The following is a 15681-nucleotide window of genomic DNA, read 5'->3' on the forward strand; positions in this document are numbered from 1 at the left end:
GTCGTGTTTACTCCCGATACCGTTATCACGGTTAAACTATATGGATTTATGGATGAACATTAGTGTTCATTGGTAACTAAAACGCCCAATTTCTGAAAAGCAGACTTCCACCATTAATAAGCATGAAAAATGACACCTTTAAACTGGTGCCACTTGTCTCCACTTAATATTCCAGTTCTTGATAGCACTTTTGATAACCCTTGCGATCGCTTTGCCTAGTTCCATTGGTACCGCATTTGCGATCATTTGTTGCTTAGAACTAAGTGATCCTAAAAAGGAAAATGTGTCCGGAACACCAAATAACCGACCACACTCACGCACCGATAGTATACGATCTTCTTCAGGATGCAGAATCATTGCCTTCCTTGGGTTAACGATAGTAATAGCCGGTTCATCCCATTTCAATCTCTTGTATTGATTCGAATGAACTCCCTTTGGACGTATGCCTTCAGGAATGTTTTTTATATTCCCCCCAGGCGGGATATGTCGAATGAGTTCCATGGTCGTTTCTTCATGCTTAGAAATATCACATTGATTAGGAATGCTACTATGTAGCCCTGTAAATGCCTCTCGAACAGTCTTGTATTGATGTGGCATATGAGTAGGCGACGGTAATGTAACTTTCCCCACTTTTGAACCAATCATGATTGCTCTTTCGCGTAATTGAGCAGAGCCGAAATCAGCTGCACAAAGTACATCTGACACAACTTCAAACTCACGTAACGCTTCTTTTATCTCATTTGCAAATTTGCCATTTCCAGCTGTTAAGAGTTGCGGTACATTTTCAATGACCCAGATTTTACAATTATCATTAGCTAATACTGCCTCAATGAATTTCTTTATAAGTAGATTGTTTGGATTGTCTAAAAAGTTCGTGTAACGATTTGAGTTTGATAGTCCTTGGCATGGGGACCCGGCTATCATGATGGGAGATTTCTTGATCCTATCAAGATCAAAGTCATTGATATCGGTTTGGGTTACTTTTTTCTTGAAGTTGTATTCATAAGTCCTACACGCATCGATCTCTTTTTCTAATGCGAAACAAATCTCAAACCCTTCTGCTTCAAAAGCAGCGTCAAAAATTCCAGATGCCGAAAAAAGACTGGTAATCTTTAATGGAATTGACAAATGCTCAATAGCTGACTGAATTTCAATCACTTTGGCTGTTTTTACACCGGATGTATCCACTTCCGTAAACAGATCAAAGGATAGCTGTTCAATAGATGCCCCAACTACTTTTCTCAGCTCAGTTTTGGAGAGTACAGCTGAAGCAATTTGTTTCACCTTTAAAAGATTGCGAATGTCTGTTATCGTTCCTGTTTTAGAATAAAGCTCCTTTGTTTCTCCTTTTGTTGCCTTTATAAGCGCTTCTTCAATAAACCCTTCAACAATGACCTGCTCTTCATAAATTGAGACTTGAAGATACTCGCAACCTTTAAAAGCAGATAATGTTTCTTTGCATCGAATATCAAGAACGGGTTTTAGCATTCCTTCTTTAGTTGCTCTTTTCGATACCGTGTTATCACATGAATCCACCGATGATAATATGATCAACTTGCGATTCTTAACATCCATGATGTATTTGTAATTGGTACCTGGTGTAAACACTGTTTGAAGCAACTCTTTGTCTTGCAAGTAAATACCTCGATCAGATGTTTTCGCATTCCTTCTTTTAATTAGGTCCATTCTCGATCTCTCCTTAAGCTTTTTTGGACAGCAAAAAAGCCAGTCGGATTGAGACGTACCTAAAATGAAGTGACCCCAAAAAGTTGGACACGTATTTTATTTAAGCAATCTGAAGGGTTTGAGTTCGGTATTGTACTGGACTCAAGCCTTTTAATTTTGTCTTGATTCGCTTGCAGTTATAGTAGTCGATGTATTTTGCTAATTCGCGTTTAAAATGTTCGACACTTTCAAACTGCTGTGTATATAAAAATTCCGATTTTAAAATACCAAAGAAACTCTCCATCACAGCATTGTCATAACAGTTTCCTTTTCTCGACATGCTCTGCGTGATGTTCTTTTCCTTTAATACATGTTGGTACGTGCCCATTTGGTAATGCCATCCTTGATCCGTATGGATCAAGAGGTTGTCTTTATCGGTTAGGCGTTTAAAGGCATCTTCCAGCATATTAGAAACAAGGGAGTATCTTGGTCTTGAATCAATTGTATAAGCGATAATCTCTCCGTTAAACAAATCCAGCATCGGTGATAAATATAGCTTTTCACCAAATAATTTAAACTCTGTTATATCCGTTAACCACTTCTCATTTGGTTTTTCTGCTTTGAAGTTACGATCTAAAATATTCGGGGCAATCCTGCCTACTGACCCCTTGTAGGAGCGATATTTTTTCATCCGGACAATACTTTTTAGGCCCAATTCGTTCATTAATCGTTGTACTTTTTTGTGGTTGACCTGGTGCCCGAGATTTCTCAGCTCGTCCCGTATACGACGATATCCGTAGCGTCCTTTATGTTCATGATAAATAGCTTGAATCATTGACTTTACTTCTGCATGCTTGTCTGGAGAACCGAAGGTTTTTACATAGTAATAATAAGTGCTGCGTGGGATACGAGCGAATTTGAGTAACGTTTTTACAGGAAATTCAGTCCTTAGTTCAAATACTACTTGCGCCTTGTCTTGTTTTGTAACTTTTCCTTGTTTTGAACTAAGGTATTCAACTTTTTTAAGTAAGCATTCTCCATACGTAGACGCTCTACTTCTGCCTGTAATGCCTCAACTGATCCTTCCACGGGTGTTACTTTCTTATTTTCCTTCTTCACTGCTGGACGCCTCTTTTTCTTTGGTTTAAGGGCGTCTATTCCTTGTGATTGAAATTCTGACCTCCATTTTCGAATTAAACGAGGCGAGGAGATTTGAAAAATGGCGGCAGTTTCATTCGGAGACGTCCCATGATTCTTCATGTAATTGAGTACGTCTAGTTTAAACTGTGTGGAGTGCCTTGTATATGATGTTATAAACGCATCTGCACCGTGTTTCTCGTATTGCATCACCCATACTCCAACCATGCTTTTGTGTGTGCCGATAGACTCAGCAATAGAAGCATGAGTCTCTGCGCCGTACAAATAGCGAAGAACCGCTGATAATTTATCTGTTGCAGTAAACTTAGACAAAAAAACTGCACCCCCAACTGTTAAGTGTGTCTAACAATTGGGGTGCAGTTCAAAAAGGTGTAATCTCAGCCAACTGGCTTTTTAATAGGAATTCCCCACTGGGAATAAAGTGAACCTTATGGGCTCGTAAACAGAAACAAGAATACTTTAACTCATAACGATTGTATCAGCTTCTCGTCGTTATGAGAAGACTTCTACTCCTTTTCAATTAAAATAGGCTTCCTTGTTCGTAAGTAATAGTCTCTCCATCTTGCAGATTATCTTCATCAACTAGATCCGGAACAATAATATGCCTAAGGGTACTAGCCTTTGCTTTTTTAACGGGCCAGTCGAACTGATCAAGTTGGTTTTCATTACTATGAATTAAAAAATTCCTTATTGGAGAACCCAAGTAAGTTGAAAATTCCGGGAAGTGATAGTGTTCTCCTAACCACTCAAATCCACTACTATTGTAGAGGTGCTCACGCCAGTAACTTCTTTGGTAAACCGGTTGTAACTCTATCCATCGTAAGGATTCAATAACTTTCTTAAGCACTTTCTCCCTCATTTTTGAGGACAATTCAGAAAGCATACGCATAGTGTCAGAACGTTTTTTATTTGAAATGAAATATCTTTTTACCTCTAGTTTATTATCTAGCAGCCATTCAATGTAGTTCCTATCAACTTGAGGTTGAATCAACGTACCTATGCCAGATAAAGCTTCGTCTTCTCCTCTTTCACAAGAATGAGCGGGGAACCTATTATTGATATCCCTTAAGACTATCATCCATTCTTCAAGCGATTTACCTTTAGAAATATCTATGCACTTTGTAATAACTTTTTCGATGTTAATACCATTCGAGGTGCCAATCACAAACTCTGGCCAGCGAATATACTCACACCTTGGCCCACTTTCAAATGAGCAAATTGGATTAATATCACTTCTAAACTCATACTTATCATGATAGCCTCGATCAACAACGATTCTTCCATTGTATAATATATCCCCGTCTTTTAATTCACTCGGCTTTTTAATTTGTTTTGATGTTAAAAAGAACTTCCTGAACTCCTCTAAGTAACTTGCTATTCTCATCACATTATTCAGGCAGTAATAGTCTATTTTAGTTACCGTACGACTAAATAGATAAACGCTCCTATTATTCCATTTCTCTATTCCACATTGTTTTAGTTGAAAGTCAAACTCATCAAATTGACTTCTGGCAAACAACCTCAGAAATGCAGTTAGGTATCGTTCGTCTAAAGTCGTGCCTCCAAAACTAAGGGATGTAAAATGTTTGCGAAGATCCACCTCTAATCTAGGATATAACTCAATTATTCGTTCAACGGTCACTATTCGATATAAGTTCTCACCTTCTAAAAGTGGTAATGATTCGCTATTTTCAATGGTGGATAAGTAAGCATCGATAGACTTCTTTTTATCATTGGTTTTATAAAAAGAGTCTGGATCATAATCCCCTTCGTTTTCTAAATAATCATCTTGGAAAACAGATTCTACATCGCTATCTGCAAACAAATCGTCATTGATTTGTTTAGCTTCTTCTTGATTCGTATTACTTTCTTCATCCGTACGGAACTGCTCCTCTTTCGATTCTTGAATCGATTCAGATTCGAAATTATGCATCACGTTCATCTTCAGCCCACACTCTTTCATCTAATTTTCTTATTGATAATCTTTATTCGATTGAATAGTTTTCACTAATCCAATAAGCAGGCATCCACTTCCAACCAAGATCAGTAGAATAATAAAAGACAAAGTCATCTCAACTTCCATATCTAACATTTCTCCCTAGCATTAAATAAGGAAGGGACCCTGTTGGCCCCTTCCTCTTACTTAATCTAGTAAATTTTCTTTTGTCATCTTTGGATGACGTAATACCTTCGTCTTTTTATGCCAAAATCTCCACTCATCAAAATGCAACTTTGGTGTGAAAATCTTTGGTTCTGAGCTCTCCTTGTACTTTAAATTAGAGTAATCGATTATCTGTACTTCCATATCGACGACCTTATCCTTTCCACGTCCTTGAAATTTGGGGAGCAATCCCTCTTCAAGGAACAATTCTGTCACTTTAATCCTGCCACTTGGCGAAATCTGTATGACCTTGGCTAACATTTCTGATGTTGTGTGGTAAAAATCAGTCATAACATAACCGCTCTTCGCTAAGGCTAAGGCTGCTTCATAAGCTGTTCTGCCCTCCTTATCAACTGACGGTTCTTCCTCATCTATTCGAAGTAATTGATCAAGTAAGATTCCAGTAAATCGCCTCTTACTTTGTTGACCTTTACTATCAATTCTTGCGATATACGTAGTAGGAAAACGACCTGGTGAAATGTTTAGAATCACGAAATGACCGCTTGTCCCTTTTAACTTACAATGGTCTCCATTATTCCAAAGACTGTTCTCTCGCTGATCCTGATCAGCTAGCATTTTAGTTTTCATCTAATTTGCCTCCATATCAATTTATCTTTTATCAAGACATGACGAGTTGAAATTCACTGGTAAGTAGGAATAAGACATGAGAAAGGGACCAATAACCGGTCCCTTTTCTTAAGAGATTAATCTCCCTCTCATATCAAATTTGGATATATCCCTAAATGAGTATGAATATACGATTATTTCTCCGTCTTCATTCTTCCGACCAGACCCATGACTTAATAAGCTAAGCTTTTCATCATCGTCATCAAATATGAATTCAAGACGATACTCGCCTTCTGAAATCGTTACTGTTCTCGGTAATGTCCAAACCGTTCCACGCATCGTTTGATACAAAGTACGTTCATGATACTCGACGTTTTGAACATGCATTTTTCCTAATGGTTTTTCTTGATTTAAGAATGCTAGACTCATAGAAATTATCTCTCCTAATAAGTGAATAATGTGTTTGATTTATTTAGGAAGTGGGACAAATATGTTTTGGCCAGGATAAATTGTTCCATCGATTTCTCTTCCTCTTTCTTTATTAATCCGTATTAAAGCATCGATCGCCTCGTTAATTCCGATATCATGGGATGCCGTTATACTTTGAGCTATTTCGCTCACGGTATCGCCTGGCTGAATCGTATAGTTAGGAGTATCTGGAACTAATAACTCGGTTTCCTGTTGATTCACTGTTAAACTACCAGCATAAAATGACAATGCCATAAGAACTAAGACTGCCCACATTTTTATTCTCATAATCAACCGGATCTAATGATCCTTCCCACCTTTCGATAATGGAATGACAAATAGGCCATGTCTTAGATCATGACCAAGTACAACTTCATTTGATTGTTCTTAGTAAAACCTTCTACTATCTACCTCCTTTGGTTTTTATGAAAACGCAAAAAGCCCGTCCGCATACCAAAGAAACATAGAGTTTCAACGGTAGCCAACGGGCTAGTAAAAACAAGAGTTGAATTTCATCCAACTATACTGGCCTAACAAATAGACCTTCAAAAGATAAGTAGAAAAGACTGTATAGTCTAAATATACATCACTTTTACTTTGGACGCAAGAATCCTTCAAAGAGCTGGAGGCTCCGTTCAAGAATATTTCAGTGTACTTTCAAGAACTCAGTCAATCCTAAAAGCTCATCCGTAGTAATTGGAACTAACTTTATGTCATGTGCAAAGCATAGTTCCAACATTGCTGCTTCCTTCATTTGGTTCACAAAGAAATAGCTACGCTCTTCAACGTAAGGAGGAATATTCTCCATTTGCTCTAATTGCAGTACAAGTGAAGGAGGTAGGACTCCTACAATTGATCTTCTGATTTTACTTGCTTCAGACATAGGCTCAACTTGTACGGTAATTGTCTTTATTAATGCACCCAACGTTTGTATCTCACTGGCTGCTACACCATAAGACTCGAATACCGAATCTGACTGGTAGATAGAATATTGATCGAGATCCATTTCAGCTACCGAATTTAACTTTATCATCTTTATCCCCCGACCTTGTCTGTTCTAACAACGAAATTACTTCATGTATGTTCTTCACGAATCTGATTTCGCCACCGACCCTTTTTAACATCCCAGAGTTAAGTACCATCTCAACTTCTGTCCGATTTGATTCAGGAACCAAGAAGATATCAAATTTCTCGTCCTCAAGTGCAAGTAGTTTATATTCCAAACCACCGACTCTAGTAATCGTTCCATCTACTTGTATACTTCCTGTAGCAATAATTTTTCTATCCATAATAAGATCTTTCGTCGAGAATTGGTGGATTATTTCGATTGCTTTAGCAAGGCCGTTCGAATCACCTTGCATTTCTGAATCGTAATATGTTTGTATGGGGAGTTTTTGCACTACGTCAACTCTTGTACCCACCCTCATATTCGATGCATTTGCAGATGCTGCAAACTCTTCCGCTGTCATGGAGATCCTGACAGGTCTTCCACTTCTCTCTATTTCTAGGGTAAGGAGTGTAGGTTTCTCGTTAAGGAGATTTTGTATATCTCCAGAAGTTTTTACTACTTTATGATTTATATTTTTCAGGACATCTCCATTAATCAAGGGTCCTGGTGCTGTAGCATTTAAATAAAGGTGAACAGTCTCTTCATACTTCGGTTTCTCTCCCATGTATTCGAGTGCAGAAATAATCGGCTTTATCGATGACTCAAAAGTACTATTAGCTAAATTCTTAACTTCTTCTTGCAGCGTTGCTTCTGAATGATATCTTCTATCCCTTAATCCTGCCCCCAGGGTAGATACATACAACTCCTGCAATTTGTTTGTAACTACTTGAGACCCTACGGAAACTTGATAAACATGTGATTCTTTTGTAAAGGACATCTTAAGTATCGAATCGTCAATCGGAGATATCCCTTTGGGATAATAGGCCGTATAGGGTTCGACTCTCCACACCAGTAGAAGCCCTATCCCTAGTAATAAGAGAGCGATCGGTAACCCCATGAAAGAGCATTTCATGCGAGCGGGTGACATACTGCCCTCTATTATCCAAAGCAAAAACACTAGCAAAGGTATTATGAAACTACATGTAAGAAGAATCGATATTTGATAGGTGAACTCACGTAACCAGATTCCCCCAACGACACATGTTGCTGTGACGATACAACACCAAAACACTAGTAGTTTATCTCCCAGGTTGACATACCTCTCCCTTTTCATTAAAGCTCCTATCTCAAATTTTGATTGAATAACTATTCAATTATAACCTCGTTCCTTACCGAGATAATGTGTTTGCATGGTAATGTTGAACGATGCTTGAAAGCAGGACAGGTACAAGTTGATAAAAACAGATCAACAATGTAGTCGGTTTTCCCACTCACCTTATATTGATAATCATCAAGCTGCTCAATATGCCCGGAAAACGTTTTGGGTTTTGGATTCAATAAACCTTTACTAATCACAGCTGCTTCATTGTTGGCTTCAGGTATCCATTGGAATTGGATCGTTGTCAAAAAAGCCCTAAGATATGACACTTCTTCATGTAAGTGTAATAATTTCTTATCAGATACTTCCCAAGTACCATTGATTTGATTTATCACCAATGCATCATCTGCGAATACGATCGCTTCTTTTATTCCCATCTTTACTAAATGTTTCAGTGTAAAAATAATGGCAGAGTATTCTGCCTCATGTATAGAAGCTTTTCCGATCTTGCTTGAATATTTAATTGTGTCCTCATCTTTATTCTTAATCACGTAAGCAATGCATGAATAGCCTGATGAGCGGAGTGTATATCCATCGCAATACGCTGTATACACGAAGACTATCTCTCCTTCAACTTTTTCATTTTTTTGGTTTTTTGTTAATTAGCATACCTTTTAGTTTTAATTGCTGGTATAAATGTGGATGGTTATTTTTTATGTACAACTCAATACCACTCTCAACAAGATCTTGTTTTGTAGTATTGTCTATTTGAAGTACCTGGTTGACTATTTTCCTCTTCTCACCTGATAAGTTCGCTAAGTAGCCTTCTAAATCCGGTTCAATTGTAAAAGAATCGCTACTCCATGAGATACTACCTCCACCATTTTTTACTGCTTCAGACAGTAGGTGAAAGTGAAAATCCTCCCACTTTCCCTCAGACTTATATCGTTTCGTTTCAATTATGATTTGATCCTCTGTAAAGTTTAATTGAATATTACTCAAGCCAAAAACTTGAAATATGTAGATGAAATGATTATATAATTCGTCATTTATATCTTTAGGGTTTGTATATTTTAGTGTTACAATGCCATTCATATATTTTCTTTTTTTTGGTTCAATCCAATCAACTTGTGGAAGCCAACCTTCTTCTTTAAGTTTGTCAACTGGCTCTATTCTTCCGTTGCTAGTTTGGATAAACGGTATTGTTTTAAATTTCGTGATAGCTTTTATCTTGATGACTCTACCGGTATCACTAGGGTCTGACGAGATCCAAGGTTGAAACAAAAAAACATCTCCACTCACGAGAATTTCTGGCCCAGTTTCAACCAATTTCTCCTTGAGTTCAGTGATTACTTCAGGGTTAAATCGTAGAACATTCCTTCCCCGTCTTACGATCGTATAACTCGGAACTTCACCTGATTTTGCCTTTAACCATAAAGTTTTATGTGTAACTCCTAAAATACCAGCTGCTACTTCACAACTAATCCCCTCATACTCAGAATCACGTTCTTGACGTAGATTTTCAAGCACTGTTTCATCAATGGAGTGACTATGATTAGAGTCATTCGGTTTCATCAGATCTAACCTTCGCGAAATATACTCACCTGAAACACCTAATAGTTTTGCTGCTTCTTTTATTGTGTACGTTTTCATACATCACCCTACCATTACTCACTCGCAATTTGCTTCATTATATCATGTACAATCTATACATTACCATTTAATTTAATATACATTACAACTACATTACTACTCCAGTATTCCCTTGAAAATGAACAGACGACTCGAACTATCGAGTCGTCTGTTCATTTTCCTGAGAGCTGCTTTCAGAGCGTTCTTTCAGAATCAATATAATGGTTTTCATTTTATTTCGGTACTCCTGGCCTTGTTCTCTTGTCAATAATTGTCTTCGTACAAGTTCGTCCACATTTGGAAGTTGAATTCGAAGCGTTCTGTAGTAACTCCTAAGTCCCTCATCAGTCATTTCCTGAAAAGTATCTTGGGGTGAATTAGTAATTTCAATATATTCATTTGATAATTCTTTCATTTCTTCTTCAGTTTGTTCTTCGATTCGGCCATCTGATCCACCATGTTTATTTGACTTATTTAGTTCCTCAATTATCTTTTTCTTCTTCCTTACATTCAGCCTGTCTGTATTCTTCACAGAGTGAATAAATATATAATATGGTATTGTAAATAATAAAAGAATACCTAGTACGACCAATATTAGATAATCGTTAAACATTGTCAACATTCTTCATTATCCTCTCATAAACAATTTCTCCCTACAGCTATCGTTTCGGCGTCTTTCTGAATCAGTTGCTCACGGTATTATTCTCTGAGCGCCTAAATTCTTCTTTAGGATCGTGGAAGAAATAATCTCCATTAGAGTCTCTTGCAACTACAGGATCATTGGAAACACCCACTATCTTTCCGTTTTCATCAACTACAATGTCATAATCCTTATCAATTGCTTTCTTTCTTTGCTCAAGTTCCTTTATTCTTTCTTCATGCAAAAGCTCATTTCCATTTGGTATGGCTTTGGATTCATTGATAATTCCTTCTTTATTTTGATCCGGTTTCTTCTTGCTGGGGACATATTGATATCGCGGTTTTAGTGGACCATTTAATGGCTTAATTAAAGTCTGAACATTATTATGATTTTTCGGTTCTTTAGGTGTGATCTGGCTTGCTACTGCTGCAACCTCAGGTTTCGAAACAGATTTTATCTTTTGTTCTACTGCTTTATCAGACATTTCCTTACGAGTTCCGGTCCCTTGATTTACTACCGGTGTAAAGTTATGAGCTGTATCACTTACATCTACAATCTTACTTGCATTCTCTTCAATCTTATCTGGTTGTGTGCAACCTGAAATTACAACCATCGAAACCGTCAGCATTAATATAAGTCCTGTAACTTTACGCAATTTCTAATCCCTCCAAGTCATAAAAAAACCTAGCTAAAAGACCCCTGGAATATGAAGGTCTCTTAGCTAGGTATTTCCTAGCAACGTATTTGATTACATCTATTTTACTATTGTTGTTATAAAAGAAAAAGCCCCATCACTTTTAACTAATTATCTGAATTGATTCACTTGATGTATAGAACCAATACATTACAACCCCAATAAGAAGTACTGTTAAGCTCTTAAACAATAGGTTTTTTACATTGATAAGTACCGAGAACGCTATAGTGCTTACAAGCAGGATTACAAGTATTGTAATTAAACTCATAAAATCATCCTTCCTACGATCAAGTCATCCAATAATTCGATTATCTAATCTGGTTAATAATTTCGGTGATTGGCGTTATTACCAACCAAACTGAACTTCCGTGTTGATCTCCAAACCTTTCTACTTCAATACTTATTTCTTTTCTACTCAATCCATCATAATGTAAAGCAACGGAAACCATCACTTTCATTGCCATTGGATCAGGATTTGTTACTTTTTTGCTAAGTAATCCAATATCCTTTAGTTTTCCATCTTGAAGAATAAACTGAAGGTATTCGTTCATCTGATCTCGCATTTTTGCAGGATCTGGGAACGATTTGTACAGAGTATCGGCCGTGAAAGAATTATAGAATCCTTCCACATCGTTTGCTTTTGCAGCCGTAAACATATAGGTAATCGTATCTTCCGGGTAGGTTACTGTATCATCATGTTTTTCTTCATACGGATTTCTTTCGGTAATTTGTTCGTCATTGACGAGTTTTGTATTTTTATTTGCACTCTGATAGTCCGCCATGTATTCCTCTGCGCGCTCCTCAATATTTTGCTTTGCACCCGATACCAGGGAATTCCACACATATAATGCAATCCCCCCCAAAACTACAACACCTACGATAGCCCCAAAAAGTACCTTTCGTTTCATAAAGCCCCCTTGTACATGTAAGATAAAAGGGTGCATTCGCACCCCATTCCTTTCACGGTCGGATATAGAAGCTAGGATTTGTTCTAACCCAACTATGTGGTAAGTCGATAGAAACATGTAGATGGGGACCTGAAGAATCTCCTACCTTTCCATAACCAATCGTCGCTACAGGATCTCCCTTATTTACCCTATCTCCCTCTTTTACAAGAAGGCCATTGTACTGTAAATGCCCTAACTCGGTTGTCATTCCATCTGCATGACGGATAAACACAGCGATTCCATAACCATTCGATTTTCCGGCTTTAATAACTGTACCGCTACGTGGGGCATAGACCATATGACCAGCAGCTGAAGAACCTTTCGGAGCGATATCTATGCCTTGATGCCCCTCAAAAGTACCATTTCTAAGCCGTTTACCGAAATACGAGGTGATATTGGTAATAGTTGGAGTTGGCCAAATCCAATCCCCCGTGTTATCCAAGTTTGGTGGCCTTTGAACCACGTTCCTGTCAACTCCACCAGATCTATCCCCACCACTAATGCCGTCTCCGTAACCTTCAACATCTTCTAAGTTTCTAAAGTAGATGTCATAGCTTTCGGACACTGCCTGATTGTACATTGTTTGCAACAATGAGAAATCGAACTTCAAATACCTCTGTGACACTAATTCGTTTTTTAAAATTGTTAAATCTGGCTGAGTGACATACTTTGTTTGAAGATACGCTTTCTGATCCATTTGCTCAGTACAAGATTCAGCACCACAGCTCACGTTATTCCAGGTGCCCGAATGGTCTCGTTTTCTATTTTCTAACATCTGTAAACTAGGGTCATTAATGTTGAGCTCATCTACAGGAACTGGTTTTACCTCATACTCAAGCGCCCACGTCCCTATGAAGTTGGTTGCTCCAGTTAACACTTTAACATCCCTTTCATTTGCCTTATAAGGGCTTGAACAACGTCCATCTGGGTAGCAAGTTCGCTGTAAATCCCACTCTTTTACAAGTGAATACTTAAATGTTGGCTTAACAGCAATCAATATTCCTTGTGCCGATTGATTTGAAGACATTACACCTTTTTGAGCTGTTATGTTGCTTGCAATCATTAGCAAATGCTCATTTGTTCTAAAGAAGTATTGTTCTGGCTTGTTCATATCTACAGATGTTTTAGCAAGCTCCACATACGTCTGGTAGTGTTGTTCACCTTTCGCATCTTTTATTCCATCCCCGTCGCTATCTAGCATGATGTAAAGCGACATAGAAACAATTAGAATTACTAGGATGGCTAAAAATGCAATTAGTCCGTAGGTTCCAACAAGCCATAATATACCTTTCCATATCATTTTTCCAATGATTTTAAAGAGTACCTTTACTGCTTGCTTTGCTAATTCCTTAGCAAAGTTTTTAACAAAAGATCCGCCACGTTTTCCTGCTAGGCCAATTAGTTGACTGGCAATATCTTTTGTAGTGTTAACTGCTTTATTGGTTATCTTTGAGGTATAATTACCTTCCCCTTTCAACTTAGGGGCAGGCATTAGTTTTTACCCCCGAATGCATTATTTTGTATCCATTTTGAGTGAAGATCACGTTTAGCTCTTGTATCTCTCTGCTCCGGGTTTTTAGCACTGAAAAAATCGGTCGGTTCTACTTTTGTATATTTAGTTCTGGCATAATCCCTATCAATTGTCCCTTTTTTGCCATCTCCACTAGGAACTGTACGAATTGTCTTATCTGCTTCTCTAAATCTCATAGATGACTCATCGATATGTAGCCTTCCTCCTTTAACAAAACGCGCATCCATTTCGACTGCCTCTCCATTTCTCAATACAGGATTAGCTTCAGCTACCCTTGAAATTCTATGAAAAGTATACTTACCATCGTTACCACGTTTTTTCGCGGTTAAATAGGTACCCTCATTTGTTTGAATTACTCGCAAGTTTCTAAGCTCTTTATCGTCTACTTTAGACTTTAATTCGCTGGAAGAAGGCTTCAAAGCACCTAATGTTCTATCTGCAACTCCATAAGAGAAGTTGTAGCCTCTCTCTCCGGTGACAATACCCGCACCATGTGAAATTGCATTCCTTAGGACATTCTCAGTGCCACCTTTAATACCGATTCCAGACATGACACCTTTACCCAGCTCGCTTGTCATGGCTTGGATCTGTGCTGCACGTTTCCCTATCGGCTTTGATCCTTGGCCTGCTTGAGAAATTGCACCATTCGGTTTGAACCCCCTGTAGACCGAAGTTACTCCTCCACCCACACCTTTTGCTACAGTTTCTGCCGTCTGCCATCCTGCTCTCCCAGAAACTGCGCCAGCTGCTGACAATACGTTTGCACCCGCTGATGCACCCATAGCCATTGCCATAGGTCCTAAAGGTGCCATTGCTGTTGCACCTAAAACAGCACCAGTTGTTGCACCCAGTCTGCTCATTACTCGTCCTGCTTTCAGACCTCTATTCATTGTTCTACTATTGGTTAAAGTATGGTTGCTAAATGGATTTATAGTACCCAATGCAGGTGTGCTATTAGGAAAACTACTTGCCGCAGGTGAATATCCCCCTGCACCTGGCGCACTTACACCTCTGGAATTGCTTCCCCCTCCGAGAGGAAGCTTATTCATTAAGCTCGATACATTATTTGATCCAGCAGCTGAAGCGATGCTTCCAGTTAATGCTGCTGCCCCAGCCAAAGCTGATATACTTGATCCTGTAGCCATTTTTCCTGTATCTCCAGAAGCTCCTAATAACGATTTTATAGCTTCTGAAAGTGGGATAAATGTAGCGAGAAACACAATTTGCAATAACCATGATTGTTGTGAGTTTGACATTACAATGAATATCCAAAGCATTATGGCATGGATTGCTTGCGAAATAATATTGGAGAATAACTCTTTTCCCCATGTACTTGTCACTTGCCGTAAATGCGGATAGATAGACAATGTAATAAAGATAGGTCCCGTTATCATCAACAAGATGATCATAAGCTTACGCATTATATAGTAGAAGTTAGCCCACAAGGACAGGCCTATCATTATCAAATTAAGCACTAATGACAATATGGCACTCGTATTCTCGTCCACTCCGGATGTAAAATTTGCTCCTCCCAACTTTTGAAATGCCATTCCTCTAAACGTGTGTACAATAATGTCATTAAAGAGGAACATCATGTCATATAAGACCCACACATTACCTAATAGGAACATAGCGAATGCCATCGTGAACAACATTGACATGTTTTCACTTCGTAATCTTTCGTTGGTTCCTTGTCTAGCCAGTCTTATTCCAAAGAAAATGACACCAACCAAAAGCAATAATGCACATATTTTCATCATTCCATCGACGCCAGGTTTTATCAGCGTTTCTAGCTCAGAACTTGAGAATAATCCATACAGCAAATTAGTTGGACCAGTGCTTATTACTTCTCCAGTCCTTACATCTTTCTGGACGTCGAAATTAAATACCAATTCCATAATTGAATCAGTATGGTTTGAAATAAAGTCTAGTATCGGTTGAACTAACCCGATAATCGCCTCAACAAGGAGGTCTCCAATATTAAAGTCCATTTGTTTACCCTCCTCTCACC

15 protein-coding genes are annotated in these 15681 nt (G+C 38.3%); all 15 read right to left on the reverse strand.

Features of this window, described 5'->3' with window-relative positions; genetic code table 11:
* Positions 1–138: 138 nt before the first annotated feature.
* The gene (locus tag POF51_RS25880) at positions 139–1686 is read right to left on the reverse strand and encodes a DNA cytosine methyltransferase (RefSeq protein WP_271756329.1); all 1548 of its coding nucleotides are present in this window, start codon (positions 1684–1686) and stop codon (positions 139–141) included.
* Between the two features lie 100 nt (positions 1687–1786).
* A protein-coding gene (locus tag POF51_RS25885) for an IS3 family transposase (RefSeq protein ID WP_271756330.1) occupies positions 1787–3135 on the reverse strand; the annotation gives its coding sequence in 2 pieces (ribosomal slippage) (positions 1787–2691 and positions 2691–3135; 1350 coding nt in all).
* Between the two features lie 208 nt (positions 3136–3343).
* A complete protein-coding gene (locus POF51_RS25890; protein ID WP_271756331.1) occupies positions 3344–4765 on the reverse strand; it encodes a hypothetical protein in 1422 nt (473 codons plus the stop codon).
* Between the two features lie 201 nt (positions 4766–4966).
* Positions 4967–5572: a hypothetical protein gene (locus POF51_RS25895; protein ID WP_271756332.1), complete on the reverse strand. Its 606-nt coding sequence runs from the start codon at positions 5570–5572 to the stop codon at positions 4967–4969.
* 108 nt (positions 5573–5680) lie between these two features.
* Entirely contained in the window at positions 5681–5980 is a 300-nt protein-coding gene (locus POF51_RS25900) for a hypothetical protein (RefSeq protein ID WP_271756333.1), read from the reverse strand.
* Positions 5981–6019: 39 nt separating this feature from the next.
* Complete coding sequence (locus tag POF51_RS25905) at positions 6020–6295, reverse strand: LysM peptidoglycan-binding domain-containing protein (RefSeq protein ID WP_271756335.1); 276 nt, start codon at positions 6293–6295, stop codon at positions 6020–6022.
* Positions 6296–6665: 370 nt separating this feature from the next.
* Entirely contained in the window at positions 6666–7052 is a 387-nt protein-coding gene (locus POF51_RS25910) for a hypothetical protein (protein ID WP_271756336.1), read from the reverse strand.
* Positions 7027–7977, reverse strand: a complete 951-nt coding sequence (locus POF51_RS25915) for a S16 family serine protease (RefSeq protein ID WP_271756337.1) — start codon at positions 7975–7977, stop codon at positions 7027–7029. The genes POF51_RS25910 and POF51_RS25915 overlap by 26 nt, the downstream gene beginning before the upstream one ends.
* 296 nt (positions 7978–8273) lie before the next feature.
* Positions 8274–8840: a ribonuclease HI family protein gene (locus POF51_RS25920; RefSeq protein WP_271756338.1), complete on the reverse strand. Its 567-nt coding sequence runs from the start codon at positions 8838–8840 to the stop codon at positions 8274–8276.
* A 25-nt stretch (positions 8841–8865) separates the two neighbouring features.
* Positions 8866–9879, reverse strand: coding sequence for a hypothetical protein (locus POF51_RS25925; RefSeq protein ID WP_271756339.1), 1014 nt, complete (start codon positions 9877–9879; stop codon positions 8866–8868).
* Between the two features lie 136 nt (positions 9880–10015).
* Entirely contained in the window at positions 10016–10480 is a 465-nt protein-coding gene (locus POF51_RS25930) for a hypothetical protein (RefSeq protein WP_271756340.1), read from the reverse strand.
* 61 nt (positions 10481–10541) lie between these two features.
* On the reverse strand, positions 10542–11153 hold the full coding sequence (locus POF51_RS25935) for a hypothetical protein (protein ID WP_271756342.1): 612 nt from the start codon (positions 11151–11153) through the stop codon (positions 10542–10544).
* 347 nt (positions 11154–11500) lie between these two features.
* Entirely contained in the window at positions 11501–12100 is a 600-nt protein-coding gene (locus POF51_RS25940; protein WP_271756343.1) for a hypothetical protein, read from the reverse strand.
* 52 nt (positions 12101–12152) lie between these two features.
* Complete coding sequence (locus POF51_RS25945) at positions 12153–13631, reverse strand: M23 family metallopeptidase (protein ID WP_271756345.1); 1479 nt, start codon at positions 13629–13631, stop codon at positions 12153–12155.
* Complete coding sequence (locus POF51_RS25950) at positions 13631–15661, reverse strand: type IV secretion system protein (RefSeq protein ID WP_271756346.1); 2031 nt, start codon at positions 15659–15661, stop codon at positions 13631–13633. The genes POF51_RS25945 and POF51_RS25950 overlap by 1 nt, the downstream gene beginning before the upstream one ends.
* Positions 15662–15681: the final 20 nt, after the last annotated feature.

Origin of the sequence: Brevibacillus sp. AG, from assembly GCF_028369215.1 — a bacterium.
GTDB classification, from domain to species: domain Bacteria; phylum Bacillota; class Bacilli; order Brevibacillales; family Brevibacillaceae; genus Brevibacillus; species Brevibacillus porteri.

Bases quoted from the DNA above. Each gene is read 5' to 3' on its own strand.
- POF51_RS25940 (WP_271756343.1), bottom strand. From the start codon at position 12,100: ATGAAACGAAAGGTACTTTTTGGGGCTATCGTAGGTGTTGTAGTTTTG.
- POF51_RS25900 (WP_271756333.1), bottom strand. From the start codon at position 5,980: ATGAGTCTAGCATTCTTAAATCAAGAAAAACCATTAGGAAAAATGCAT.
- POF51_RS25895 (WP_271756332.1), bottom strand. From the start codon at position 5,572: ATGAAAACTAAAATGCTAGCTGATCAGGATCAGCGAGAGAACAGTCTT.
- POF51_RS25950 (WP_271756346.1), bottom strand. From the start codon at position 15,661: ATGGACTTTAATATTGGAGACCTCCTTGTTGAGGCGATTATCGGGTTA.
- POF51_RS25910 (WP_271756336.1), bottom strand. From the start codon at position 7,052: ATGATAAAGTTAAATTCGGTAGCTGAAATGGATCTCGATCAATATTCT.
- POF51_RS25945 (WP_271756345.1), bottom strand. From the start codon at position 13,631: ATGCCTGCCCCTAAGTTGAAAGGGGAAGGTAATTATACCTCAAAGATA.
- POF51_RS25905 (WP_271756335.1), bottom strand. From the start codon at position 6,295: ATGTGGGCAGTCTTAGTTCTTATGGCATTGTCATTTTATGCTGGTAGT.
- POF51_RS25880 (WP_271756329.1), bottom strand. From the start codon at position 1,686: ATGGACCTAATTAAAAGAAGGAATGCGAAAACATCTGATCGAGGTATT.
- POF51_RS25930 (WP_271756340.1), bottom strand. From the start codon at position 10,480: ATGTTGACAATGTTTAACGATTATCTAATATTGGTCGTACTAGGTATT.
- POF51_RS25925 (WP_271756339.1), bottom strand. From the start codon at position 9,879: ATGAAAACGTACACAATAAAAGAAGCAGCAAAACTATTAGGTGTTTCA.
- POF51_RS25890 (WP_271756331.1), bottom strand. From the start codon at position 4,765: ATGAACGTGATGCATAATTTCGAATCTGAATCGATTCAAGAATCGAAA.